Here is a 25,377-nt window from a genome sequence, read left to right as displayed (position 1 = left end):
TTAAGCCGACTAGTTTAGAAGATGATAAAGAGGCAGAACGTTAACCATCCTTGCGGGAATGGGAGCGCTCCGCCGGGATCCAACGCGACCAAAAACGGGTGGAGACCGACATGGCCCAATACCGACGCAGCCTGCCGCTCATGAAAGGTGGAACCTTTCTCAGCGACGGCGGCATGGAAACGACGCTCATCTTTCATGAGGGCGTCGCGCTCCCGCACTTTGCCTCCTTCGTCCTGCTTTCGACATCGGAAGGGCGGCGACGCCTCTTAAGCTACTACACGCGCTACCTCGACATCGCGCAGCATCACGGCACAGGCTTCGTGCTCGATTCGGCGACCTGGCGGGCGAGCGCTGATTGGGGCTCGAAACTCGGCTACGATGCCAAAGCGCTGGCCGAACTCAACCAGGACGCCATCTACCTGCTGACGGAGCTGCGCTCCGAATACGAAAGGCCACAGGCGCCGATCGTGCTGAGCGGCGCCATCGGGCCCCGTGGCGACGGTTACCGGGCGGGCCGGATGAGCCCCGACGAGGCGGAGGACTACCATGCCGCACAGGTGGCCGCCTTTGCGGTCAGCGATGCCGACATGATCTCAGCCTATACGATTACCAATGTCGACGAGGCGATCGGCATTGCCCGCTCGGCGCAAAGCCACGGCATGCCCTGCGTCATCTCGTTCACGGTGGAGACCGACGGGCGACTGCCGAGCGGCCGCACGCTCAGGAGCGCGATCGAAACGGTCGATGCGGCCACCGGTCGGTTTCCGCACTACTACATGATCAACTGCGCCCATCCGGATCATTTCGAGGCCAGCCTCGATACGGGCAGCGCCTGGGTGCACAGGATCGGCGGCATTCGCGCCAATGCATCGGCCAAGAGCCACAGCGAACTCGACGAAAGCGTGACGCTCGATGCCGGCGATCCGGCCGACCTCGGGCAACGCTACCGCACCTTGGCCGATCGCCTGCCAGCCTTGCGCGTTCTGGGCGGCTGCTGCGGCACCGACCATCGCCATATCGCGGCGATTTGCGAGGCCTGCCTGTCGCCAACGGCGCTGAGCGCCTGAAGCGACGACGGCACTCGCCCTCCCAGCCCTCCCGCGAAGACCTCTCGCGGGAGGGCACCGCCCCTCTACCGGCCAACCCTCGCGAAACGGTGACGGCTCGTGTAGACTTGGTTCGAAAGGGCGGCGGCCGGAATGTCCCGGCAGGAACCGCTGATCGCCGAACCATGAACTACGTGCCTCCTTCGCCATCCGCAGATACCGATGCGTTCCCCTTCGACAACAGCTTTGCGCAGCTGCCGCAGCAGTTTTTCGCGCGGGTCGATCCGACGCCAGTTGCCGAGCCGTGGCTGATCAAGCTCAACCGGCCGCTTGCCGAAGAGCTCGGCCTTGACATCGGCACCCTAGAGCGCGATGGGGCGCAGATCTTTTCCGGAAACAGCGTACCTGCGGGTGCAGCACCGCTTGCCATGGCCTATGCCGGCCACCAGTTCGGCACCTTCGTGCCACAGCTTGGCGATGGTCGCGCGATCCTGCTCGGCGAGGTCATCGACCGCAACGGCAGACGGCGCGACATCCAGCTGAAGGGGCCGGGGCAGACCCCTTTTTCGCGCCGCGGTGATGGACGCGCGGCGCTCGGGCCGGTCCTGCGCGAATACATCGTCAGCGAAGCGATGCACGCGCTCGGCATCCCGGCAACGCGCGCACTTGCCGCCGTCGTCACCGGCCAGCCGGTCTATCGCGAGCAGATCCTGCCGGGCGCCGTCTTTACCCGCGTGGCGGCAAGCCACATTCGCGTCGGAACCTTCCAGTTCTTTGCGGCGCGCGGCGACATGGCCTCGGTGCAGGCGCTCGCCGACTATGCGATCGACCGCCACTACCCGGACGCCAAAAATGACGAGCGTCCTTATCTAGCCTTCTTCAAGGCGGTGGTGGCGCGGCAGGCGGCGCTCATTGCCCGGTGGCTACATGTCGGCTTCATCCACGGAGTGATGAACACCGACAACATGACGATATCAGGCGAGACGATCGACTTCGGCCCCTGCGCCTTCATGGACGCCTACGATCCGAAAAAGGTCTTCTCCTCGATCGACCAGTTCGGGCGTTACGCCTATGCCAGCCAGCCGGCGATCGGCCAGTGGAACCTGACGCGGCTCGCCGAGACGCTGGTGCCGCTGTTCGATCCGGTGGCGGCAACGGCGGTCGACCTTGCCAACGATGTGCTCGGCGAATACGGCGCCATCTTCCAGCGTCACTGGCTCGACGGCATGCGTCGCAAGATTGGGATTGTCGGTGAAGAGGAAGGCGATCTCGATCTTGTCCAGGCGCTTTTGACGGCGATGCACCAGGGCGAAGCGGATTTTACGCTCACCTTCCGAAAACTCTGCGACAGTGCCGCCGACCCGGCGGCTGACGCGACCCTCGCCTCATTGTTTGCCGACCCTGCGGGCCTGACGACCTGGCTTTCCGACTGGCGAAAGCGTCTTGCGCGGGAATCGGGCGCCTCCGACGAACGGGCATCGGCAATGAGGGCGGTGAACCCGGCCTTCATCCCGCGCAACCACCGGATCGAGCAGGCGATTGTCGCGGCCACCGAGGAAGCCGACTTCTCACTGTTCGAGGCGCTTGTCGACGTAACGTCCAGACCATACGAGGACCAGCCGCGCTTTGCTGCCTATGCCGACCCGCCGCAGCCGGAAGAAGAGGTGCAGCAAACCTTCTGCGGCACCTGAGGCAAGATCGACGAGCGCTCTTCCCCGCCTCCCGCTTTCGTTGCCTATGGCTTACGGCCATAGGCCGACAGGAAGATCCGCACGCTTTCGACCGCATGCACGCGAAGCGCTTCTGCGTCGGGAATGGCCTGATCGCCGAGCAGCATGGCATCGTTGACGGGCGCGCCCATCACCAGCCAGTTGAAGAAGGAGGCAGCGGCCGCCAAGTCGGCCGCCTCGATGTCGCCGGTCTCGCCATAGTGCGCAAAGGCCTTCATGAGCCGTGCGATCGACCGGCCCGGCCCCTTCGCGTGCAATCGCTTGCCAAGCTCCGGAAACCGTTCCGCCTCGCCGATCACCAGGCGCCGTAACTGCATCAGCCGTGGCGTCATGACGATCGCCAGCTGTTGCTCGGCGAAATCCAGGAGAAACGCCTCAATCGGACGCCCGTCGACAGGGTCGGCCACCTGCTCCTGCAACTCGTCACCGGCCACGCCCGTCATGCCGGTGACGATCTCGAGGAACAGAGCCTCCTTGGTGCCGAAATGGGCATAGACCGTCTGCTTCGACACGCCGGCGATCGCCGCCACCTCGTCCATGTTTGTAGCCAGGAAGCCCCGCTGCAGGAAAAGATCGGTGGCAGCGGCCAGGATCGACTGGCGCTTTCTCGTCATTCGCGGCTTGGCAGGCTCCGTCATTCTCACCCACGTTCCCTCTTATGAGCACGCGATAACACAGGTTCACGGCTAGCACGACCGCATTGACAAATCAAACTGGACGGTACAGTTTGATTTTGATGAACCCATGGAGATTGCGGGTGAGCGGGAGCGAAAGCCGAACCCTGAATGCACGATGCCATTGTGGGCAGGTGCACTTGCGCGCGGTCGGCAGGCCGATCGTATCGACGGCCTGCTATTGCGAAAGCTGCCGGAAAGCGGGCGGGCTGTTCGAGGCGCTGCCCGGTGCTGGCCGCGTGCGCAACAGTGACGGATCCACGGATTACGTTCTTTTCCGCAAGGACCGGATCGCCTGCGCGAAGGGCGCCGATCGGCTCGGCGAACATCGGCTGACGGCGACATCGAAAACCCGACGCGTTGTCGCCACCTGCTGCAACACGCCGATGTTTCTCGAGTTCACTGGCGGGCATTGGCTGACGCTTTACCGGGACCGCTTCGATCCGAGCGCGCGGCCGCCGGTAGAAATGCGGGTGATGACGCGAGATCGCCGCGAAGGCGTCACCATCGCGCCAGACCTGCCCAATCATACAGGACATTCGGGAAGGTTCATGCTGAAGCTCATAGGCGCATGGGCGGCGATGGCATTCCGTGCGCCCAAGGTCGATTACGTGAAGGGAGCGCTTGATGGCCATGGAACGTGAAAAGATCGAGATCCGCAACATTGTTTCTCCCGGGCACGTCACGCGGGTCGACAAGATCAAGTACGACGCCATGAAGGAGGCGCTGCTCACCGCGCTCTCCAGCGAGCAGGTACCGCTCACAGTTGCGCAAGCAAAGCAGAAATTGCTGCCGTTACTGCCAGAAGATCTCTTCCCGGGTGGCGCGAAAGCCGGCTGGTGGCTGAAGGCCGTCCAGCTCGATCTCGAGGCCAGGGGCGTGCTGCGCCGGGAAAATACCAAGCCCTTGCGCCTGCGGATCGTCTAGATCATTGCCGGTCCGAGCGAAACAGGAAGCATCAACCTCCTTGTTTCCACCTGTTGCCCGACGGAAAACCGCTTCGCACTCCTGCTGAGATTGCCCCACCCCGGTCTTGACCACCTTTCAGCACGATCTCGCATGCCCGGCGGGAAACGTCGTTCCGATCGCCTCGGCGGGGCGCAACTTCATTGCGGTCACCAAAATTTTGCATTGCGAAATCATGACCATTGAAAGGCACGTTGGCCGCGTTAGGTGCTAGGGGACGGGCCGTCGGAGACGCGCCCTTGCCCGATCTGACGGCCGCGGCCCCCCTCGCGACCGCCGACCCCGCTACCAACCTTTCCGGTGCGTCCCTTCATCCGGGCCGCCGCAATGAAAAGCCACTCCACGGCGCCGGTCTTCAATTCGGGAGTTCCGCTATGCTTATTCTGACGGCCACCGTCTTCGCTCTGATCGGCCTTGCGCTCGGCGGCGGCGGAGCCAAGCTCCTGATGCTGGGGGGCAGTCCCTACTATCTCATCGCCGGCGTCGGCTTCCTGCTGACGGGCGTCCTCCTCTTCCTGCGCAAGGCTGCCGCCATCTGGCTCTACGCGCTTGTCATCCTCGGTTCGCTCGCCTGGGCTATCTGGGAAGTCGGCTTCGACTGGTGGCAGCTCGGGCCGCGCGGCGGGCTCATCGTGCTGCTCGGCCTGTGGCTGATGCTGCCGGCGATCCGTCGTCCGCTCGGCTTCGAGAGCCCGACCGGCGAGCGCTATTCCGCCGGCGTGTGGCCCTTGGCGCTCGCCGTCCTGGTGTCGATCGGGATTGCCGGTTACTCGATCACCCAGGATCCACACGACATCCGCGGCGATCTGCCGAGCGACGTCATCGCCGCCAACCCGCCGCTCGGCGGCAACGTGCCTCCGGGCGAATGGCATCAGTACGGGCGCACGCCGTTCGGCCAGCGCTACGCGCCGCTCGACCAGATCACGCCGGAGAACGTCGCAAGCCTCAAGGTTGCCTGGCAATACCAGACCGGCGACGTCAGACGTCCCGATGACGTCGGCGAGACCACCTATCAGGTGACGCCGATCAAGGTGAAGGACACGCTTTATGCCTGCACGCCGCACAACTGGGCGATCGCGCTCGATGCGGCAACCGGCGAGGAAAAGTGGAAGTATGACAGCAACTCCGGCATGAACCCGGACCGGCAGCACCAGACCTGCCGCGGCGTCACCTATTGGGCCGACCCGGCCGCCGCCGCCGGCAGCGCCTGCGCCGAACGGGTGTACCTGCCGACGTCGGATGCTCGGCTGATCGCGCTCGACGCCGAAACAGGCGCCGTATGCACCAGCTTTGCCGATAATGGCGTGCTGCACCTCGAAAAGGGCATGAAGTACAATCCGGCCGGTTACTACTATTCGACATCGCCGCCGATCGCCGTTGCCGGCAAGCTGATCATCGGCGGCGCGGTCAACGACAACTATTCGACCCAGGAGCAATCCGGCGTCATCCGCGCCTTCGACATCAACACCGGCGCCCTCATCTGGAACTGGGATAGCGGCAATCCCGATGTCACCACCCCGCTTCCCGAGGGTCAGACCTACAGCACGAACTCACCCAACAGCTGGTCGGTATTCAGCTACGACGAAGGGCTCGGCATGGTCTACGTCCCCATGGGCAACCAGGTTCCCGACCAGCTCGGCATGGGGCGCAGCGAGCATGTGGAGAAATACTCCTCCTCGATCGTCGCACTCGATATCACCTCCGGCGCCGTGCGCTGGGTGCGCCAGACCGTGCACCACGACCTCTGGGACATGGACGTGCCGGCGCAACCGGCCCTGCTCGACATCACCAAGGAGGATGGCACCGTGGTGCCGGCGCTGGTCGGGCCGACGAAACAGGGCGATATCTACGTGCTCGATCGCCGGAGTGGCGAGCCGATCATCCCGGTCGAGGAAGTTGCAGCCCCCAAGGGCGCAATCCCGGAAGATTTCACCGCCCCGACACAGCCGGTGTCCGGCCTGACCTTCATGCCCGCGCCGCTGCAGGAGCGCAACATGTGGGGCGTGACGATGTTCGACCAGCTCGCGTGCCGCATCTCGTTCCGCTCGCTCAAATACGAGGGGCGCTACACGCCGCCGTCACTGGAAGGGACGCTGGTCTATCCCGGCAATTTCGGCACGTTCAACTGGGGCTCTGTCGCGGTCGATCCGGAACGCCAGGTAATGTTCGGAATGCCGACCTATCTCGCCTTCACCTCGCGCCTCGTTCCGCGCGACCAGATCCCGCCGAAAGGCCAGGACGAAAAGGGATCAGAACAGGGCCTCAACCGCAATGACGGCGCGCCCTACGGCGTCTTCATGGGTCCGTTCCTGGGGCCGCTCGGCATCCCCTGCCAGGCGCCGCCATGGGGCTATGTCGCCGGTGCCGATCTCAGGACCGGCAAGATAGCCTACAAGCACAAGAACGGCACCGTCGAGGACATGACGCCGCTGCCGCTGCCTTTCAAGGTCGGCGTTCCCGGCATCGGCGGACCGATGATCACCAAAGGTGGCGTCGCCTTCCTGGGGGCTGCGGTCGACGACTATCTGCGCGCCTATGACCTGAAGACGGGCGATCAACTCTGGGAAGCCCGGCTTCCGGCCGGCGGCCAGTCGACACCGATGAGCTACACGGTCGGCGACAAGCAGTATGTGCTGATCGTCGCCGGCGGCCATGGTTCGGTCGGCACCAAGCCAGGCGATTACGTCATCGCCTATACGCTGCCCTGAACCGCGAGCAGGCATCCCTAATTCTCGCTATTGGGTTGCATCGGCAAGCTCCGCGCAAGCCATCGACAGCAGCGTCTCCCGGACATCAGGTTCCGGGAGATTCCCTTGAAAATCGACAACAGCATCTCGAGTTACTACTTCTCCCAGCGCCGCGCGCATGCGGGAACAGCCAGCCCGCTCGAGGAAAACGCCCCCGGCGATGCGAGACCGCGGCTTTCGCCGACGGTCGCGCCGGCGAAAGCGTCGGTGTCCGCATCCCTGTCGAGCGCGCTCTGGAACAGCGCGGTGCGGGAAGACCAAACCAGACCTTCGATCAGTTCGGGCGACGAGACGGCGTCCGGAGGCTCGGTCAGCGACGAATTCCTGAAGCGCGCCAAGATGAGCCTGGCCGAGCAGATCCGCGCGCAGATCCTGGAAGCGCACGGCATCTGCGAAGACGAGCTCAAGGCGATGGATCCGACAGAGCGCGCGGCGATCGAGGAGGAAATTCGCAAGGCGATCGAGCGGGCGCTCGGCATCGAGCAGCAGCGCAATGATACGGCATCCGACATCTCAGATGGAAGTGCCGCAGCCTGAAATAAACCCGCTTAAGAATCTCAACTTTTCCTTGAACCGGCCGATGAGAGACGCGACATTGCTCGCCTGCCGATTCTCAGGAGAACAGCGACATGAGGGACGATTGGCGCCTTGCGGGCGAGCCGATGGCGATTATCTTTGCGCGCTACTGGCGAACTGAATGGCCGTCGATCCTGTTGCTGGTCACGATTACGTTGGTGGCTTCGGTGAGTTTCGTCGCCGGCCCATATCTGTTTTCAAGGCAGATCGACGCACTGGGGGACCCTTTCGCTTCCGTCATCGGCGGCTTCCTGCTCTATGCGCTCGTCATGGCGGTCTCGACTGCTATGCAAAACGGCGTGATGTACCTCGCCGCCAGTCAGGGCCAGGCACTCGGCTTCATCGTCCGGACTGCCTTTTTCGATCGGCTGCTGACGAAGACCGCAGCCTTCTACGTCGAACATAACCCGGCACAGATCCAGCAGGCGGGCGTCGGCGGCGAACGGGCGCTCAACAATATCTCGACGACACTTCTCGGCGGCTTCATCCCGGGCACGCTGCAGATCGGCGTGACGCTGGTCATGCTCGGCGCGACGATCAGCAGCGAACTCATCCTTGTGGCGCTGTTTTATGGCTGCGTCTTCATCGGACTGCGCTACTACACTTCAAAGATCGCCGCCCGCCACATCGGAACCGCGATGAAGGCCTCGCAGGAAAACGCCAAGTTCACGGGCAACGCGATGAACGCGATGGAGACATTGCGGCACTTCCGCAGCGAGCGCTGGATGAACGCTCGTTTCATCGAGAAGGAAGCGGTCTCGCGGGACGGATGGCGCCGGTTCTTCGGGACCGAAGCCCTGGGCGGCGCTGCCTCGGCTGCAGCGTTGGGGCTACAACTTGGTGTCACCTTCGTTCTGCTCGTTCCACGCCTGCAGGCCGGGGAGCTTTCGACCGGCGACCTCGTTCTTTTCAACATGCTGCTGCTTCAGTTGAATTCGCCCTTCGAGATGATCGGACGCGCCGTCAGCACCCTGATGGAATCCAAGGCTCGGTTCGGCCCGTTTGCTGCCATGTGGCATGCGGAAGACGAAGCCGATGCGAGCCGATCCGCGCCATTTGCCCCCACCGACGGACGCCTGACATTCGATAATGTCGGTTTTTCCTATGGAGCGAGCCGCGGCCTCGAGGCGCTCAGCTTCACGGCGGAGCGCGGGCGCATCACCTATCTCGTTGGCCCCACGGGCGCCGGCAAATCGACCGCGTTCAAGCTGGTGCTGAAGTCGATCGAGCCGACCGCGGGCCGCATCGATGTCGATGGCCGGAACCTGACGAGCATCGCCCGCACGGACTGGTTCGCGAAGGTCGGCGTCGTGCCGCAGGACATCGTCCTGCTCAATGAAAGCCTTGCCACCAACATCGCTCTCGGGCGGCCGCGCGATCACGAACGCATGGTCGCAGCCGCCCGCAAGGCCGCCATCCTCGATTTCATCGAGGCGTTGCCCGAAGGGTTCGACACGACGGTCGGCGAACGTGGCCTCAAGCTTTCCGGCGGCGAACGCCAGCGCATCGCGATTGCGCGCGCATTTTACGACGATCCGGAGTTCCTGTTTCTCGACGAAGCGAGTTCGGCGCTCGACGAGGCGACCGAGCGCGATATCATGGCGCATATCCGCGCCGTCTGCGGCCAGGTGACGGTAATTGCCATCACCCACCGCAAAAGCGTCATCGGCGTCGATGACCAGGTCATCCGCCTGAGGAAACGGCGCGCGGCGGAAGATGAGGCGACGAAGGACGTGGTGGCAACCGACAGCTAGACCAATTCCGCCGCCATCCGGCCGACATCGGCAAAGACAGTGTTCAGCACGGAAAGAGGCGCGGTCGCTTCGGCGATATAGACCGCGATCAAGAGTGGCGCCCGCCCCTCGGGCCAGACGATGGCGATGTCGGACGCCGAGCCGGTTGCGTTGGTACCCGTCTTGTCGCCGACCTTCCAGCCCTTCGGCAAGCCGGCCCGGATACGCTCATCACCGGTGGTGTTGGCGACCATCCATTCGATCAGGCGCTTGCGCGAGTCGGCTGTCAGTGCGGGGCCGAAAGCGAGATTGCCGAGCGTTTCCAGCATCGCGGCCGGCGTCGTCGTATCGCGGGGGTCGCCTTTCTTCGCCTCGTTCAGCGTCGGCTCGTTGCGATCGAGACGCGTGGTCTCGTCGCCGATCATGCGCAACCAGGCCGTCAGCGCCGATGGCCCGCCGAAACTTTCCAGCAGGAGGTTGGCGGCCGCGTTGTCGCTGGTCGTCATCGTCGCGGCACAGAGGTCGGCGATCGTCATGCCCTCGCCACCGAGATGCTTCTCGGTCACCGGCGAATGGGCGATGATATCCTTCTGCGCGACGACGATGCGGCGATCGAGCGTTTCGGCTCCCTGGTCGACGCGCGCAAGAATGAAGCCGGCGGCCAGCGCCTTGAAGCTCGAGCACATGGCAAAACGCTCATCCTCGCGGCAGCCGAACGATATGTTGGTTGCCGTGTCGAGAACGGAAACGCCGAGCCGGCCACCAGTGCGCTTTTCGAGTTCGGCCAGGCGTGCCTCGATGTCGTCGCCGGCTGAAGCAGTGGACGCCTTGGCCACCGACCCGAAGGCGATTGCGGGGTAGATGAGCGCTGAGCCGACGAGCAATTGACGGCGATTGATGAGCTGCGTCACGGGGTTCCTTCCGTCGAGCGCCGCCATTCCATGCCGACGTTCCAACTGACTGTTGCAAAACAAGCATCCGGATCAACACGATGCCGATTCGAATTCTGCAGTGATCGCTAGGTGCCGATTGTGGCGTCCTTGTGCCGACTTCTTCTGCGTGCCAGCGCCCGCGCTGCAGGCGAACCAGTCCTTCGAGCCAACAGGATATTGACGGCTGCCGCAAAGCGATTATCTAATGCTCCAGAAGCTATAGGTTTGGAGCCTGCACATGTATTCCATCGGCGATCTCTCCCGCCGCACCGGCGTGAAAATTCCGACGATCCGCTATTACGAGCAGATGGGGTTGATTGCCGCACCCGAGCGGTCGGAAGGCAATCAGCGGCGCTACGAGAAGCGCGAACTGGAACGTCTCGCCTTCATCCGCCATGCGCGCGACCTGGGATTGTCGATCGAATCGATCCGCGATCTGCTGGCATTGAGCCAGCACCCGGAGAGCCCCTGCGGTGAAGCCGACCGTATCGCCAAGGAACATCTCATTACCGTGCGTGAAAAGATCGCCCAGTTGCAGAAGCTGGAGCGCGAACTCGAACGCATCGTCGCCTGCAACGGCGATCATACCATCGGCGACTGCTACGTCATCCGCGCGCTTGCCGACCATTCGATGTGCGGCAGCGATCATTGAGTGGCGGCGCATGGCAGAATGGGCCGACGTCGAACAGAGGTTATCGCCCCGATCTCCAGCGCTTGCGCAAAATTCCTCGTTGACAAATGCGCGGAAACGGACAATCTACGCGCATGATCAAGAGCGCACCCATTTGCCGCGTGTATTTTTGGCTGTTCCCATAGGAGCGGCCTGCTGATCATATTCAACAAGGCCGCCATCAGGCGGCTTTTGTTTTTCACGGCACCTGATGGCGAGAAAACCATGAGGAGCCGACAATGCTACAGACCGCCATACCCTCTCTCCATCCGCTGCCATCGACGCGCCCGCCGATGGTGACGATCCGTTGCGCCAAGCAGCGCGACCTTCCCGAACTGCGCGAGATGATCGCCGAACTCGCCGCCCATCACGGTGATGCGGCCCCGATCACCCCGGAACAGCTCGAGCGCGACCTCTTCGGCCGCACGCCCTGGATCACTGCCCTTGTCGCAGAGGCCGGCAACCGGCTGATCGGCTACGCCATCCTCGTGCCGATCTACCGGGCTGCTGAAGGCGCGCGCGGCATGGAGCTGCATCATCTGTTCGTGCGGTCCGACAATCGCGGCACCGGCATCGGCCGCCATCTCGTCGCAAAGGCACGCGAGCAGGCAAAAATGGCCGGCTGCGACTACCTGTCGGTCAGTGCTGCGACCGGCAATTTCAAGGCCCATCATTTCTACGAATCCGAACGCTTCGTGCCTCGTCCGGTGACGGGCATGCGCTATATGCAGAAACTTGGCTGAGGACGGGGCGATGCGGCTTGCAATCGTACTTCACGAAGGCTTCGCGGATTGGGAATGCGCGCTGTTGATGGCAACGGCGCGGGCGCATTTGGGTGTCGATATCGAGGTCGTCACCCCTGATGGCGCGCCGGTGACGTCGATGGGTGGCCTCGACGTCTCGGCGCACCTGTCGGCCGACGCGCTCGACCCCGCAGGCTTTGACGGGCTGGTCATCTGTGGCGGCGCGATCTGGGGAACCACCGACGCTCCCGATCTCTCCGCCACGATCCGCTCGTTCCATCGGGAGAAACGGCTGATTGCGGCGATCTGCGGCGGCGTCGATGCGCTGGCGGCGAGCGGGATTCTCGACCGGTCGAGCCACACGGCAAACAGCGCCGACAGCCTCGCCTCGCTCGACGGCTACCAAGGGCATGGCCTTTATCGCGATCAACCGCAGGCAGTCAGCAGCAACCGCGTCGTCACGGCGGCCGGGACTGCACCCGTCACCTTTGCGGTCGAAATCTTTCGCGCGCTCGGCCTGGGGTCAGCCGAACTCGACCACTATGCGACGCTCCATGGTCGCGAACATGCGGCCGCAACGACTGCCGCATGAACAGGCGACCTCAGAGCCAGGTTGCAATCTGCTCGAGCGGCTTCTTCACCTTGCCGGCGACCGGAACGGTCGCGTCCGGCGCGGGATAACCAACCACCAGGATCAGGAACGGCTTCTCGCTGTCGGGCCGCCCGCAGATCTCGTTGAGGAAATTCATCGGAGCCGGCGTGTGGGTCAGGGTCGCAAGCCCCGCATGATGCAAGGCAGTGATCAGGATGCCGGTGGCAATGCCGACGCTCTCGTTGATGTAATAGTTCTTCTTCATGTCGCCCGGATTGGGCCCGCCGCGCTTCTGCGAGAAGATGGCAATGAGATAGGGCGCGGTCTCAAGGAAGGGCTTTTCGTCGTCGGTGCCGAGCGGCGCCAGCGCATCGAGCCACTCCTGCGGAGCCTTCTCCTGGTAGAAGACACGCTCTTCCTCTTCCGCCGCTTCGCGCACCTTCGCCTTGATATCGGGGCTTTCGATGACGGCAAAATGCCAGGGCTGGTGGTTCGCGCCGCTCGGCGCCGTGCCGGCGGCCAGCAGACAGGTCTCGATCACCGCGCGCGGCACCGGCCGATCGCTGAAATAGCGCGTCGTGCGCCTACGGTTGACGTCCGCGTAGAAATCCGCCGCACGCGCCACCATTTCCTCGGGGCTGCGCTCGATCCACTGGTCGTAGGGCAAGGTCTCATGGGCACGCATCGAATATCTCCTCCTGCTTTTGGCAAGAGTTAGAGCGCACCGGTCTACGGGAATCAAGCGGCCGGTCCCACCCTCAGAGCGCCGGGACGGCCTTCAGGTAGGCGGAGATCGCCTCACGGTCGGCAGCGGAGAGCTTCGCCATGTTCTTCTGCACCTCGACCATCGAGCCGCCGACGGAATCGAATTCCGGTGTGAAGCCGCTTTCGAGATAGGAGGCGATATCGGACGCGCTCCAGCCGCCGATGATCTTCGAACCGGGTGTGATGTTGGGGATGCGGCCCTCGCCTTCCGGGTTGGGGGCGCCCGCCAGCCATTGGCTCGCCTCAAAGCCGCCAAGCGCGTTTCGCGGCGTGTGGCACTCGCCGCAATGGCCGGGGCCTTCGACCAGATATTGCCCGCGCGCGAGCTTGGCATCGGCCGTATCGACGGCTGCGCGCGGCGTATCGGTGAGGAACAGCAGCTTCCAACCGCCAAGCGCCAGCCGCAGATTGTAGGGGAACGGCAGTTCGTGGCCGGGCGCGACGTCGCTCGCCTTCGGCAGCGTCTTCATGTAGCCCCAGAGGTCATTGATATCCTTGGGCGTCATCCGGACATAGGATGCGTAGGGAAACGACGGATAGAGGTGCTCGCCGTTTCGCCCGACGCCGCGCGTCATCGCATTGCCGAATTCGGCCAGCGTCCACGCGCCGATGCCGGCGGTTTCGTCCGGCGAGATGTTCGGCGCATGAAACGTGCCGAACGGGCTCTTTAGCGGGGCGCCGCCCGACAGAACAAGACGGGCATCGCCCTCGCCGCCCGGCTTGGCGTGACAGCTGACACAGCCGCCGGCCCAGAAGACCTGTTCGCCATTGGCAAGATCCGGTTCGCCCAGCCCTTCCCAATGCGCTGCCGGCCAGGGCGCCGGCTTCGTCAGCCACCAGAAGGCACCGCCACCGACCAGGCCCAGAACCACCAGACCCGAGACAAGTTTCCTGATCCGTCGGCCCATCAAGCTCCCTTTCAACGGCAACCCTTGAACCGCGTGGGATCGAAAGGGCTCTTCATCACTCAAGACAACCAAGAGGCCGCTGCCGCGGCGCGCCTGGCGCCAACGGCATCATGGCGCGCCGGCAAGGCCGCCGCGCCATCCGCAGATCCCCGGGGAGAATGACCTATCGTCAGTTCTTCTTCAGACGATAGGTCTCATGACAGCTGCCGCAATCCTTGCCGATGCCGCCGAGCGCTGCGCCGACGCCGGCCTGGTCGGCGGGAAGCTGCGCGAGCACTGCTGCGGTGTCGCTGCCGAGCTTGGCCGCCTTGGCTTTGAAATCGTCCATGTTTTCCCAGATCTTCGGGCTGGCTTCCGTTTCCATCCCGGTCTCGGAGCCGGCCGGGAAGTGATCGGGGAACGTCTTCATCGTCTCGGAGATGGTGGTCAGCGATGCCTTGACGATCTCGGCATCATAGGGCTTTTCGCCTTTGGCGATGCCCGCGAGCGCACCCGTGGCCGCGCCGACCTTCTTCATCAGTTGCTGGCGGACCGCCTGCGGTTCGTCCGCCGCCGTGACGGCGGTAACGCCGAGGCCCGCGAGCGCGGCGGCAAGCATAAGGGCGCGTATCTTCATCGTGATCTCCCGGTCATTCGAATCCGCCTTCGCGGCCTTCGTGTTGAATGCGCCGGCATGATGGCATTTTAGCCTTTCGACGGAAGTAACATTTTTTTGATGTCCTTGTCACAGCAGCATAATTTGGCGCTTCAGGACCGTTGACGGCCACCTTACCTTCTTCGAACTTATAACATGATTATAATAATCATGTTTATACTTGAAGCATTATCGCGTTCCGGCCCATCCCTGCCAGACCGTCAACGCCGCCACCAGCACCAGAACAATGCCGGCGATGCGGCCGATCAGGACCGTCGCTGCGGGGCTGCCGACGAGAAAATCCCGACCGCGGCCGGCAGCGAGCGCCAGGCCACCATAAACGGCAAGCTGGGTCGCCGCGATCATCACCGCCATGACGGCGGCCTGCGACCAGACGGGTCCGAATTGCGGCTTCAGGAACTGCGGATAGACCGCCAGCATGAACAGATAGGCCTTGGGGTTCATCAGGCTGGTGAGCGCGCCCTGGCGAAAACTCGCCCAGCGCGACAGCCTCCCGGTGCCGTCGATGCCGCCGATGGTGATGGAACTGCGGATCAGCGAATATCCGATCCAGGCGATGTAGATGGCACCGCCGACGAGCAGGACGTTGAACAGTTGCGGCACCAGATGGAGGATCACGCTGACACCAAGTGCCGCGTAGAGCGTGTGCAACACGCCGCCGGCCATGATGCCGGCTGTCGCCAACAGGCCGGAAGCTCGCCCACCCGTCAGCGAATTCGCCAGAACGAAGATCATGTCCATGCCCGGCACGATGATGATGCCAAAGAGGAGAGTGAAGAAAAGCCAGAGATTTTCCGCGTAACTCATGTCAGTTGTCCTGGGTGCGTTCGATCGTTTCGTGAGTGGATTGCTTATTTTTCAATCCGTTGCCGGATGCTATAAGCGGCGTCAACTGACAGGGTGTTGTCAGGAGCGTTTGGGAACGGCGGAGTTTTTTCGATGCGCAAGGCCTCGCGCCTGTTCGAGATCATCCAGATCCTGAGGCTGGCCCGCAAACCGCTCACGGCCGCCCAGATGGCAGAAACGCTGGAGGTGACGCCGCGGTCGATCTACCGCGATATCGCCGCACTTCAGGCGATGCGCGTGCCGATCGAGGGCGGGCGCGGCATCGGCTACATCCTGCGCCCCGGCTTCGACCTGCCACCACTGATGTTTTCGATCGAGGAAACCGAGGCGATCGTGCTGGCGCTGGCGCTGCTGGCGCGCACCGGAGACGAGGAATTGAAGGCGGCCGCCGGCCGCGTCAACCAGAAGATCACCGGCGCCGTGCCCGAGCCGCTCAGGCTTGCCTTTCGCAATCAGGCGCTGCATGCCTGGGGAACAGTCGCGCCCTCCCCGGCTGGCGTCGATCTCGCCCTGGTGCGCCGGGCGATCCGGGACGAACGCAAGCTCGGCGTCGACTATCGCGACGAACTTGGCCGCGCCACAGAACGCACGATCCGTCCGATCGCGCTCATCTATTATTCGGAAACCGCCAACATCGTCGCCTGGTGCGAACTGCGCCAGGCGATCCGCAACTTCCGCGCCGATCGTTTCGAGCACTGCGAAGAGATCGACGCCTACTTCCCCGGAGAAGGCGAAGGTCTGCGGGATCTCTGGATTAGCGGCTGGCGGTCGCTGCCAGGCGGGGCATGACAGGCATCAACGACAGTGTGCGGTCAATTTCGCGGCCGTAGCCACGGACCTCCATCCGGTCTTCGTGAACATCGACGATCGCATAGGCCGTCGTATCAGGGGTTTCGACCATGCCCTTGACGGTGACGTAATGCGTTTCGCCGGCAAGGCCATAGTTTCCGTCATGGTTGTGACCGCAGAAATAGGCGACGACGTTGTCGAAGCGGGCGAAGAGATCGAGGATACGGTCGCTATCCCACATGTTGTGGGCGTTGGGCGGATAGACCGGATAGTGTCCCATCACCACCACCTTTTCGCCGGCCGCCTGCGCCGCGCGCAATTGTCCTTCCAGCCAGGCGAGCTGCCGATCGCCGAGCGCGGCGTTCCACGGCTGGGCATTGTCTGCACCCGCAGCCTTCAGCGCCTGCAGCCATCTCTCGGCGTCGGCAAGGCGCGGATCGCCCGGCGGCGGGGCGAAGAGGCTGACCTCATTGCCGTCGATCAGCACGAACCGATGGCCGGCCGCCGCAAAGGCCTGATAGGCCGCCGGCATGCCGACACGGACAAAAACCTCAGCGAGCCGCTCGGGTTCGACCCGGAAATCATGATTGCCGAGCAGGAAATGCCTGGGGTGACGGAGCCTTTCATACAGCGGCAGGATGGCGTCGAAGCTTTGCCAGTCGCGATCGATGATATCGCCGAGCGTCACGACGAAGGCGAGGTCCTCGCCATTGAAGGTGTCGATCGCCTCGGCGAGCTTGGTCAGGCTGTTGGCATAATGGCGGCCGAGGACGAGGTTCGGTTCCACGGCGGCATATTGCGGGTCGGCGATGACGCCGAAGCGGAGGAGAGGCTGGGTGTCTGCGTGCATGATGCCTCTCCCTAGCGCCATGCGATGACACTTTGGTGACGCAAGCGCGTGCCGGTCGCTGCCCCCAAACGAAAAGGCCCGGCGCAAGCGCCGGGCCTCGAAAGCGGTATGCGGAACGGCTTACTTGGAAGCCGCTTCGTACATTTCCAGGACGTAGTCCCAGTTGATCAGGCTGTCGACGAACGCTTCGAGGTACTTCGGACGGGCGTTGCGATAGTCGATGTAGTAGGAGTGCTCCCAGACGTCGACGCCGAGGATCGGCGACGCACCGTGAACGAGCGGGTTTTCGCCGTTCGGGGTCTTGGAGATCTCCAGCTTGCCGTTCTTGACGGAGAGCCAGGCCCAGCCCGAACCGAACTGGCCGGTGCCAGCTGCGATGAAATCGGCACGGAACTTGTCGTAGCCGCCGAGGTCCGACTTGATGGCCGCGTCGAGCTTGCCCGGCAGGCTGGTGCCGCCGCCGCCCTTCTTCATCCACTTCCAGAAATGGATGTGGTTGTAGTGCTGGCCGGCATTGTTGAACAGCGGCTGGTTGGTGCCATAGGACTTCTTGACGACTTCCTCGAGCGACAGGTCGGCAAGGCCGGCTTCCTCGGCAAGCTTGTTGCCGTTGGTGACGTAAGCGAGGTGATGCTTGTCGTGGTGGTACTCGAGCGTCTCGCGCGACATGTAGGGCGCCAGCGCATCGTAGTCATAGGGAAGGTTCGGCAATTCGAAAGCCATGTGGGCATCTCCTCTTGGCATGGGATTTCATCAGGGAAATCTGTGAGCGGGAACATAGGCACCGGCCTTCACGGAGGCAACCGATGCAATGCCAAATTTTCCTCAACCCACGGAATATACTTTCAAGATCATTTTGAAGGCGCCAAGTGCCCGGGCACATTGGCGCCACGTTTGGCGGGCAGCGTGCGCGCACTTCAACCAGTGGAGATCAAGGAATGAACATGCCGCATCGCCCGATCCTGACCCTTGCTTTCGTCGCCGCCACCGGGTTTGCCGCAACCGGCGCGCAAGCATCCTCCGGCGATGCCTGGGAGGAGTTCCGGGCCGATGTATCGGAAAAATGCATCGCGGCCGCCCCTTCCCTCGACAAGCCGGTCGTCGTCGTCGACCCGTTCGGCTCGGAAAGTTTCGGGTTGGCGCTGGTTTCCGGCAAGCCGAAGGGTGCCGAAAATGCCGTGACCCAGATATGCGTCTACGACAAACAAAAGAAGACCGTGGAAATCGGTGGCGAACTGGCGGGTGACACCGTTACGGTCGTGGCGCCGCCCGCCGACAAGTAGGTTGCCGTCCGCGATCTGGCCATCAGCGCCTGTGCACACAGGCGCTGATGCAAATGGCCGCCGGCGTCGTCCATCCAACGACCGGCAGATATCGCTTCGCTGAGCGCTACAATGAGTTGCGAATCGCCAGCGCTACACTTACCGGCAATTCTCCAACCGGAGATTGCCATGAGATCGATACGTTTTGCTTCATTCGCCGTTGCCCTTCTGACCCTTGCATCCTGCGCGCCAAGCCAGGGTGAATACGAGAAGGTGCAGACGGCGGTTCAGGGAAGCCCAGCCCTGCAGCGCGCTGTTCTGAAAGACTGCCTCGCCGCGAGATGGACGAAATCCGAACTTGAAGCCGGCGCATTGCTGCTGAGCGTCCCCGTCAACAAGGTCCAAACGCTCACCTGCAAGCGCATGGTCAGTGCGCTGGCCACGGGCCGTCTGACATATGCCGACGTGCGCGCCAGCCAGCCGACGGTCAACCTCATCAAGATCATGCAGGGACGCTAGGCGCCCTTTCAAGGATTTAGGGGCGCCGATGGCAACCGCCGGCGCCCCGCCCGCCATTACCGCCGTTGACTGCCGAAGGAACAGAAAGCAAAGCTCACGTAGCCAAGGAACATTATGGAACATCAGACCCTCGACAGCCTGCGCAACACGATCCTGGCCACCTTTCCTGACCTTGCCGGGTCGACATTCACGCTTGCAACCGACGGCTGGCACTCGACCGCCGTCGATGTCGATGACCGCCTGATCTTCAAGTTCCCGCGCCACGCGGTCGCGGAAAAGGCATTGGTCAAGGAAGCGTCCCTGCTTGCGCTCGTCCGTCCCAGTGTGTCGATGGCCGTTCCGGATCTCGAACTCCACCGGGGCCAGCCGCTTTTCTCGGTGCACGGGAAGCTGAAAGGCGAGCATCTGGTTACCGACGACTACGACAGGCTCGCTGAGGCGGAGCGCCGCCAGCTCGGCCGGGACCTTGGACAGTTTTACGCCGAGTTGCATCGGCTCGATGATGAACATATGGCTGCTGCAGGCGCCGGGCGCGTCGAACCGTGGCAAACGGTGGAAGCAATCCGGGCCAAGGCGCTGCCGGCTCTTGCGCCGGATCTTCGCGCGCTCGCCGCCGCGACGATCTCATCCTTCGAGAGCCTGGGACCCGATCCGCATGGCACGACCTACGGCTTCTTCGACGGCCATGGCTGGAACATGGCCTTTGACCATGCGAAGCGCCGACTGAACGGCATCTATGATTTTGCAGATTCGGGGATTGGCCCGCTTCACCGCGAGTTTATCTATTCGAACTTCATTTCGCCGGATCTGACATCGCGGATTGTCGAAACATACGAGGAGTTGACCGGCCGGGTGCTCGACCGGAAACGCATCGCAGTTCTCACCGGCATGCATCGACTTTCGGAACTGGCCGAACTCGTGGACGATCCTGAACATGCCCCGACGATGCTGCGCAGCGTCGAGGCATGGGCGGCATCGGTGGCACGGGCAAGCTGACCCGCGCCACGTCTTTCGGCCTCAGGCGTCCTGGCTCGAATGGGCCCAATCCATATAGAGATCGCGGGCCTTGGCGGCGATCGGGCCCGCCTGCAGGTCGCGATCGTCGAGACGGGTCACCGGCAGGACCTTGGAATAGTTGCCCGAGGTGAAGATCTCGTCGGCGCCCTGGAAGTCGGCCATCGACAGTGTCGCCTCGACAACCTCGAACCCGGCCTCGCGCAACAGCGTGATGACGCGGAAGCGGGTGATCCCGGCCAGGAAGGTGCGGTTGGCAGCCGGCGTGAAGACGACGCCGTCCTTGACGAGGAAGACGTTGGACGAGCCGGTCTCGGCGATGTTGCCGAGCATGTCGCGCACCAGCGCATTGTCGAAGCCGCGCGAGCGCGCCTCGGTCAGGATGCGGGCATTGTTGGGATAGAGGCAGCCGGCCTTGGCGTCGGTCGGCATGGATTCGAGCGTCGGCCGGCGGAACGGCGACAGCGTCAGCGACGAGCCGCCATGGCCGTTGCCCATCGGCGCCTCGAACAGGCAAAGGGCAAATCGGGTCGATTCCGGATCGATAGCGACGACGCCTGCGGCGCCATGCTCGGCCCAGTACATCGGCTTGACGTAAAGTGCCGTCTGGCCGTCGAACTTCTTGGCGCCTTCCCACGTTAGCGCCTCGATCTCTTCCGCCTTCATCGTCGGCTTCAGGCCGAGCGCGATGGCCGAGCGGTTGACGCGCTGGCAGTGCAGGTCGAGATCCGGCGCGATGCCGTCAAAGACGCGCGCGCCGTCGAACACGGTCGAACCGAGCCACATGGCGTGCGAGGTCGGGCCGATCAGCGGCGGATTGCCCGACAGCCATTCGCCGTCGACATAGGTCCAGGTCACTGAGCGGGGGGATGTATCGACGGCCATCGGCGTCTCCTTCACGTTTTGTCTTTCTGAGCATCCGCATAGCTCGAAAAAGCAGCATGGGGGTGAATGGGTACATCAAAAAATGTCATGGCGTCCATTCTGGAACCACCCGAAGCCACATGCCAGAATGCCCGACGATCAGCCATGGAGCCATGCCCCGATGAAAGCGATGTACTACGACGCCTTCGAAAAGACGCCCGAGATCCGCGCGCTTGCCGATCCGACGCCGAGCGAAAACGGCGTGGTGGTCAAGGTCGAGGCCACGGGTCTATGCCGTTCGGACTGGCATGGATGGATGGGACATGACGCCGACATCCGCCTGCCGCACGTGCCGGGCCATGAGCTTGCCGGCGTCGTCACGGCCACCGGCCGCGGGGTGATGCGCTACAAGGTCGGCGACCGGGTGACAGTGCCGTTCGTTTCCGGCTGTGGCCGCTGCGGCGAGTGCCGATCGGGCAACCAGCAGGTCTGCGAGGCGCAGTTCCAGCCGGGCTTCACCCATTGGGGCTCGTTTGCCGAATATGTCGCGCTCGATTTCGCCGACCAGAACCTGGTGCACCTGCCGGAGAGCATGGACTTCAAGACCGCCGCCAGTCTCGGCTGCCGCTTTGCCACCTCGTTTCGCGCCGTAGCCGACCAGGCGCGGGTCAAGGGTGGCGAATGGGTGGCCGTTCACGGCTGCGGCGGCGTCGGCCTGTCGGCGATCATGATCGCGGCCGCCCTCGGCGCACATCCGATCGCCATCGACATTGCCGAGGACAAGCTCGCCTTCGCCAGGACGCTCGGCGCTGTCGCCACCGTCAATGGCCGCGACACGGACGATGTCGCCGGCGCGGTCAGGGAGATTACCGGTGGCGGCGCGCATGTGTCGATCGACGCGCTCGGCCATCCCGTCACCTGCTTCAACTCGATCAAGAACCTCAGGCGCCGCGGACGCCATGTGCAGGTCGGCCTGATGCTTGCCGATCATGCGACGCCTGTAATCCCGATGGCGCAGGTGATCGGCCACGAGCTTGAAATCTACGGCAGCCACGGCATGCAGGCCTGGCGCTACGACGCCATGCTCCAGATGATCGACAGCGGCAAGCTGCAGCCGCAACAACTGATCGGGCGCGAGATTTCCCTCGAAGACGCGGTCCCTGCCCTCGTCTCGATGGACCGCGCCACCGATCTTGGCATCAGCGTAATCACCCGCTTCTGAACGTGCTCCGCTCGAAGGTTGTTTGCATCCGCATGGTGACACGATTTTGCTCTTAAGCGAAACCTGGTTTCAGGGCAAAATCATCGCAGGAAGAATCACGACGAGGTCCTGTCATGGCGCTAGCGGCAGCTGCCACCGGGGAAGAACTCTACAGCCCTGTTCTCACAGCCAATCCGGCCCACCCGCAGGGGTGGCCCGTTCGGATGATCATCAGTTCGCAGACCGAAGCCCGGCACAATCGGGCACTTTGGGCGCCGACGCATCTGATCTCGATGCGGGCGCCGGCAAGCCGGCTGCTGTCGATGATCGACCTGCCGCCGGAAAGGCATCTCGAACTTTACTTCGGCGATGCCACTGATCCCGACGCGCCCGATGCCGCGCGGGCAGAAGCAATCGAAGCGGCCTTCACGTTCATCGACGGACTGCCCGCCGACGCTCACCTGCTGGTCCATTGCCTGCGCGGCATCGGTCGTGCAACGGCGCTCAGCCTTGGCATTCTTGCCCGCTACATGGCGCCTGAGGATGCGGCTGCCGCCTTGCATGCGTTGCGGCCGGAGGCAAAGCCGAACCGGCACGTGGTCGGCCTTTGCGATGCGGCGCTAGGGCTCAAAGGCAAGCTTGCCAAACAGGCCCTGCGCTTCCCCGCCAAGGTCTGGAAACCCGGCAAGGGCTGATACGGCTTACGCAATGTCGTTGTGCGATGCACAAATCTTTGACATGATCACGCAAAAGAACTGACTTCGCTTGCGTGCCTCCGCCGGCACGATGCGGTAAGCCCTTGTTTTCGGGGCGTGCTTTGACTGGAAGACAGGTCTTGTTAAAGCACCGCCGAAGATGACGGACGGGAGGAAAGCATGTCCCACGCGGCCTATGTGTTCGATGCCTATGGCACGCTTTTCGACGTGCATGCGGCGGTTCGGCGCCACGCCGCCGAAATCGGCCCGGACGGACAGGCCTTCTCCGAACTCTGGCGCGCCAAGCAACTCGAATATTCCTGGGTGCGGTCCCTGATGGGCGCCTACCAGGATTTCTGGCAGCTGACCGAGCAGTCGCTCGACTACGCTTTTTCCCGCTTTCCCTCGGCTGATCGCAAGTTGCGGAAGCCGTTGCTCGACGCCTACTGGACGCTCGACTGCTACCCGGAGGTTCCTGCCGTCCTGAAGGGGCTGAAGGAACGCGGAGCGCGGCTTGCCATTCTCTCCAATGGTTCTCCCGACATGCTGGCTGCCGCCGTGCGCAACGCGGCGCTCGAGATCGTCATCGACGACGTCTTCTCGGTCGACACGGTCAAGACCTACAAGGCAGCGCCAGCGGTCTACGATCTCGTCACCACCCGCTACCGGCTCTATCCGCATGCGGTCTCCTTCCAGTCGTCCAACCGCTGGGACATCGCCGGCGCGACGAAGTTCGGTTTTCGCACGGTGTGGATCAACCGCGCCGACATGCCCGACGAGTATCGCGACCAGGGCCCGGCCCTGATCCTGCCTTCGCTGGAAAGCCTGCAATTCGGTATCTGAGGATTTGTCTCCATGGCCTGGTCGGCATCGCAATACCTGAAATTCGAAGACGAACGCACGCGCCCGGCGCGCGACCTGCTCGCGCAGGTTCCGGACCTGCCGTCTGGCCCAGCCTTCGACCTTGGCTGCGGTCCGGGGAATTCGACCGAACTGATCCACCAGCGGTTTCCGGACGCCACCCTCTCCGGCCTCGACAGCGACGACAACATGCTGCTTGCGGCCGCAAAGCGGCTGCCGGGCCTGACCTTCGAGAAGGCCGATCTCGCGACCTGGGCTCCCCCCAAGGGCGCTTCGCTGTTTTACGGCAATGCCGTCTTCCAGTGGCTGCCGAACCATCTCGACATTCTCGAAAGACTGACGGCTTCGCTTGCGCCCGGTGGCACGCTTGCCGTCCAGATGCCCGACAATGTCGATCAGGCGACCCATCTGCTGATGGAAGAAACGGCTCGCAGCGCTGCATTCGCCGATGCCTTCGCCGGCCGCACGATCCGGCGCAATCCGCTGCCGGCGCCATCGGCCTACGTCGAGCGCCTGTCCAAGCACGCCGCCCACATCGAAGTCTGGCACACGATCTATTATCACCGGCTGGCAAACGCCGAAGCGATCGTCGAATGGGTGAAGGGCACGGGCTTGCGCCCCTATCTCGACGCGCTGCCGCCGGAGCGGCGCGACGCCTTTTCCTCAGCCTACACGGACCGGATCCGTGAGGCCTACCCGGCCCTGAGCGACGGCCGGGTGCTCCTGCGTTTTCCCCGGTTTTTCGTCGTCGCCGTCAAGGCCGACTAGGTTGGTCGGCCGGACGCACATGGCCGGCCGGCATCAGATCCGCTCGACCAGGAAATCGATGAATGCCCGGATGCGGGCGGCAAGATGTTCGTGGCCAGCATAGACGGCGTAGACCGTCTCGATTTCGTCGGGCCGGTAATCCTCCAGAAGTGCCACCAGTCGTCCCGCCGCCAGATCCGGCTCTGCGTGGAAGCGGCCGATACGGCCGATGCCGACATCGGCAAGGCAGAGTTGCTGCACGATCGCGCCGCTCGACACATGAAGGTTTCCGGAGACCGACAGAAGCTCGATCGCGCTTTGGCCAGGCGCACGAAACGCCCATTCGTCGACGCTGCGGCGGAAATTGAAGCGAATGCAATTGTGATTTTGCAGGTCGGCCGGCGTCCGCGGCACGCCATGCCTTTCGAGATAGGCCGGCGAGGCAATGACCACGGGCCGGCTCTCCAACAGCTTGCGGGCTTTGAGCGACGAATCGCGCAAAGGGCCGGTGCGGATCGCCACGTCGGCCCGTTCGCCGACTACGTCGATCAGACTGTCCGTCAGGGTCAGATCGAGGCTGACATCCGGATAGCGCTCGAGGAACTCGGGCGCGAGCGGCAGGATGTAGCGTTCGCCGAAGCCAACCGAGGCGTTGACTCGCAACAGGCCACGCGGCGAAAGCCTGCCGCCGGCAGCCACCAGCTGTTCGGTTTCGGCAATTTCGGTGAGGATGCGCTGGGCGCGCTGCAGGTAGACCTCGCCCTCCGGCGTCAGCTGCAGGGTCCGGGTAGAGCGAACCAGCAGGCGCGTGCCCAACCGGTCCTCGATGCGCGTGACCAGCTTGCTCACGGCGGACGGCGATAGCCTCAGCCGCCGGCCGGCAGCCGAGAAGCTGCGCGTTTCACAGACCGCGACGAACACTTCCATTTCACCAGCCCGATTGTCCATCACTCGCCTTTGAAATCAATTCATAGCCATTTATCCGATTATGC

General features: G+C 63.4%; 28 protein-coding genes. 18 read left to right on the top strand and 10 right to left on the bottom strand.

All coding sequences use genetic code 11. From position 1 onward, the window contains the following. Positions 1-110: 110 nt before the first annotated feature. Both RTP54_RS04880 and RTP54_RS04875 read left to right on the top strand, forming a co-directional pair. Positions 111-1,067, top strand: a complete 957-nt coding sequence (locus RTP54_RS04880; RefSeq protein WP_312361367.1) for a homocysteine S-methyltransferase family protein — start codon at positions 111-113, stop codon at positions 1,065-1,067. 164 nt (positions 1,068-1,231) lie between these two features. Continuing rightward, positions 1,232-2,737: a protein adenylyltransferase SelO family protein gene (locus RTP54_RS04875; protein ID WP_312361365.1), complete on the top strand. Its 1,506-nt coding sequence runs from the start codon at positions 1,232-1,234 to the stop codon at positions 2,735-2,737. A gap of 44 nt (positions 2,738-2,781) precedes the next feature. Here the strand turns inward: RTP54_RS04875 and RTP54_RS04870 are convergent, their stop codons facing one another. Beyond that, positions 2,782-3,414: a TetR/AcrR family transcriptional regulator gene (locus RTP54_RS04870; protein ID WP_312361363.1), complete on the bottom strand. Its 633-nt coding sequence runs from the start codon at positions 3,412-3,414 to the stop codon at positions 2,782-2,784. 170 nt (positions 3,415-3,584) lie between these two features. Between RTP54_RS04870 and RTP54_RS04865 the strand changes: the two genes are divergently transcribed. From RTP54_RS04865 to RTP54_RS04845, 5 genes are all read left to right on the top strand, one after another. Then, complete coding sequence (locus tag RTP54_RS04865; RefSeq protein ID WP_312363173.1) at positions 3,585-4,094, top strand: hypothetical protein; 510 nt, start codon at positions 3,585-3,587, stop codon at positions 4,092-4,094. Beyond that, positions 4,078-4,377 (top strand): DUF6958 family protein, encoded by a 300-nt coding sequence (locus RTP54_RS04860; protein WP_312361361.1) that lies wholly within the window; start codon positions 4,078-4,080, stop codon positions 4,375-4,377. The genes RTP54_RS04865 and RTP54_RS04860 overlap by 17 nt, the downstream gene beginning before the upstream one ends. A 413-nt stretch (positions 4,378-4,790) precedes the next feature. Next, on the top strand, positions 4,791-7,124 hold the full coding sequence (locus tag RTP54_RS04855) for a glucose/quinate/shikimate family membrane-bound PQQ-dependent dehydrogenase (protein ID WP_312361359.1): 2,334 nt from the start codon (positions 4,791-4,793) through the stop codon (positions 7,122-7,124). Positions 7,125-7,229: 105 nt separating this feature from the next. Beyond that, positions 7,230-7,700, top strand: a complete 471-nt coding sequence (locus RTP54_RS04850) for a hypothetical protein (protein WP_312361357.1) — start codon at positions 7,230-7,232, stop codon at positions 7,698-7,700. 92 nt (positions 7,701-7,792) lie between these two features. After that, on the top strand, positions 7,793-9,493 hold the full coding sequence (locus tag RTP54_RS04845) for an ABC transporter ATP-binding protein (protein WP_312361355.1): 1,701 nt from the start codon (positions 7,793-7,795) through the stop codon (positions 9,491-9,493). Here the strand turns inward: RTP54_RS04845 and bla are convergent. Further along, positions 9,490-10,383, bottom strand: coding sequence for a class A beta-lactamase (bla, locus tag RTP54_RS04840; RefSeq protein WP_312361354.1), 894 nt, complete (start codon positions 10,381-10,383; stop codon positions 9,490-9,492). The two genes, RTP54_RS04845 and bla, sit on opposite strands and share 4 nt — an antisense overlap. Positions 10,384-10,642: 259 nt before the next feature. Here bla and RTP54_RS04835 point away from each other — a divergent pair, with 259 nt between their 5' ends. The 3 genes from RTP54_RS04835 (at position 10,643) to RTP54_RS04825 (ending at position 12,409) form a co-directional block, all read left to right on the top strand. Beyond that, the gene (locus RTP54_RS04835) at positions 10,643-11,056 is read left to right on the top strand and encodes a helix-turn-helix domain-containing protein (protein ID WP_312361353.1); all 414 of its coding nucleotides are present in this window, start codon (positions 10,643-10,645) and stop codon (positions 11,054-11,056) included. A gap of 257 nt (positions 11,057-11,313) precedes the next feature. Further along, positions 11,314-11,817, top strand: coding sequence for a GNAT family N-acetyltransferase (locus RTP54_RS04830; RefSeq protein ID WP_025426285.1), 504 nt, complete (start codon positions 11,314-11,316; stop codon positions 11,815-11,817). 10 nt (positions 11,818-11,827) lie between these two features. Then, positions 11,828-12,409: a DJ-1/PfpI family protein gene (locus tag RTP54_RS04825; protein WP_312361350.1), complete on the top strand. Its 582-nt coding sequence runs from the start codon at positions 11,828-11,830 to the stop codon at positions 12,407-12,409. A 10-nt stretch (positions 12,410-12,419) separates the two neighbouring features. Here RTP54_RS04825 and RTP54_RS04820 read toward each other — a convergent pair whose 3' ends face one another. The 4 genes from RTP54_RS04820 to RTP54_RS04805 form a co-directional block, all read right to left on the bottom strand. Further along, complete coding sequence (locus tag RTP54_RS04820) at positions 12,420-13,094, bottom strand: nitroreductase family protein (protein WP_112817462.1); 675 nt, start codon at positions 13,092-13,094, stop codon at positions 12,420-12,422. Positions 13,095-13,167: 73 nt separating this feature from the next. Then, a complete protein-coding gene (locus RTP54_RS04815) occupies positions 13,168-14,082 on the bottom strand; it encodes a cytochrome c (protein ID WP_312361348.1) in 915 nt (304 codons plus the stop codon). 169 nt (positions 14,083-14,251) lie between these two features. Then, positions 14,252-14,698, bottom strand: a complete 447-nt coding sequence (locus tag RTP54_RS04810; RefSeq protein ID WP_112808363.1) for a c-type cytochrome — start codon at positions 14,696-14,698, stop codon at positions 14,252-14,254. A gap of 207 nt (positions 14,699-14,905) precedes the next feature. Then, a complete protein-coding gene (locus tag RTP54_RS04805) occupies positions 14,906-15,544 on the bottom strand; it encodes a LysE family translocator (RefSeq protein ID WP_112808365.1) in 639 nt (212 codons plus the stop codon). Positions 15,545-15,676: 132 nt separating this feature from the next. On the opposite strand from RTP54_RS04805, the gene RTP54_RS04800 reads away from it, so the two are divergent. After that, positions 15,677-16,372, top strand: coding sequence for a YafY family protein (locus RTP54_RS04800; protein WP_312361347.1), 696 nt, complete (start codon positions 15,677-15,679; stop codon positions 16,370-16,372). On the opposite strand, the gene RTP54_RS04795 is transcribed toward RTP54_RS04800, so the two are convergent. Next, entirely contained in the window at positions 16,338-17,222 is an 885-nt protein-coding gene (locus RTP54_RS04795; RefSeq protein ID WP_312361346.1) for a metallophosphoesterase, read from the bottom strand. The genes RTP54_RS04800 and RTP54_RS04795 overlap by 35 nt on opposite strands. Positions 17,223-17,342: 120 nt before the next feature. Next, positions 17,343-17,945 (bottom strand): superoxide dismutase, encoded by a 603-nt coding sequence (locus tag RTP54_RS04790; protein WP_112808371.1) that lies wholly within the window; start codon positions 17,943-17,945, stop codon positions 17,343-17,345. A 215-nt stretch (positions 17,946-18,160) separates the two neighbouring features. Here RTP54_RS04790 and RTP54_RS04785 point away from each other — a divergent pair, with 215 nt between their 5' ends. The 3 genes from RTP54_RS04785 (at position 18,161) to RTP54_RS04775 (ending at position 19,999) form a co-directional block, all read left to right on the top strand. Then, complete coding sequence (locus RTP54_RS04785) at positions 18,161-18,505, top strand: hypothetical protein (protein ID WP_312361344.1); 345 nt, start codon at positions 18,161-18,163, stop codon at positions 18,503-18,505. Positions 18,506-18,673: 168 nt separating this feature from the next. After that, positions 18,674-19,003: a hypothetical protein gene (locus tag RTP54_RS04780; protein WP_312361343.1), complete on the top strand. Its 330-nt coding sequence runs from the start codon at positions 18,674-18,676 to the stop codon at positions 19,001-19,003. Positions 19,004-19,117: 114 nt separating this feature from the next. Next, positions 19,118-19,999 carry an aminoglycoside phosphotransferase family protein gene (locus RTP54_RS04775; RefSeq protein WP_312361341.1) on the top strand — a complete coding sequence of 294 codons (882 nt, stop codon included), beginning with the start codon at positions 19,118-19,120 and terminating at the stop codon, positions 19,997-19,999. A 21-nt stretch (positions 20,000-20,020) separates the two neighbouring features. Here the strand turns inward: RTP54_RS04775 and RTP54_RS04770 are convergent, their stop codons facing one another. Continuing rightward, positions 20,021-20,902, bottom strand: a complete 882-nt coding sequence (locus tag RTP54_RS04770; protein WP_112817459.1) for a branched-chain amino acid aminotransferase — start codon at positions 20,900-20,902, stop codon at positions 20,021-20,023. Positions 20,903-21,062: 160 nt separating this feature from the next. On the opposite strand from RTP54_RS04770, the gene RTP54_RS04765 reads away from it, so the two are divergent. The 4 genes from RTP54_RS04765 (at position 21,063) to tam (ending at position 24,406) form a co-directional block, all read left to right on the top strand. Beyond that, on the top strand, positions 21,063-22,103 hold the full coding sequence (locus tag RTP54_RS04765) for a zinc-dependent alcohol dehydrogenase family protein (RefSeq protein WP_112817458.1): 1,041 nt from the start codon (positions 21,063-21,065) through the stop codon (positions 22,101-22,103). A gap of 113 nt (positions 22,104-22,216) precedes the next feature. Next, on the top strand, positions 22,217-22,777 hold the full coding sequence (locus tag RTP54_RS04760) for a phosphatase (protein WP_112817457.1): 561 nt from the start codon (positions 22,217-22,219) through the stop codon (positions 22,775-22,777). Between the two features lie 180 nt (positions 22,778-22,957). Then, positions 22,958-23,620: a haloacid dehalogenase type II gene (locus tag RTP54_RS04755; protein ID WP_077504090.1), complete on the top strand. Its 663-nt coding sequence runs from the start codon at positions 22,958-22,960 to the stop codon at positions 23,618-23,620. Positions 23,621-23,632: 12 nt separating this feature from the next. Further along, complete coding sequence (gene tam, locus RTP54_RS04750; RefSeq protein WP_112832632.1) at positions 23,633-24,406, top strand: trans-aconitate 2-methyltransferase; 774 nt, start codon at positions 23,633-23,635, stop codon at positions 24,404-24,406. Positions 24,407-24,439: 33 nt separating this feature from the next. Here the strand turns inward: tam and RTP54_RS04745 are convergent, their stop codons facing one another. Then, complete coding sequence (locus RTP54_RS04745) at positions 24,440-25,333, bottom strand: LysR family transcriptional regulator (RefSeq protein ID WP_312361338.1); 894 nt, start codon at positions 25,331-25,333, stop codon at positions 24,440-24,442. Positions 25,334-25,377 lie beyond the last annotated feature (44 nt).

The sequence above is a fragment of the Ensifer sp. genome, from assembly GCF_031989085.1.
In the GTDB taxonomy this organism is placed as follows: domain Bacteria; phylum Pseudomonadota; class Alphaproteobacteria; order Rhizobiales; family Rhizobiaceae; genus Ensifer.
This window is presented reverse-complemented; position numbering and strand designations above follow the sequence as displayed.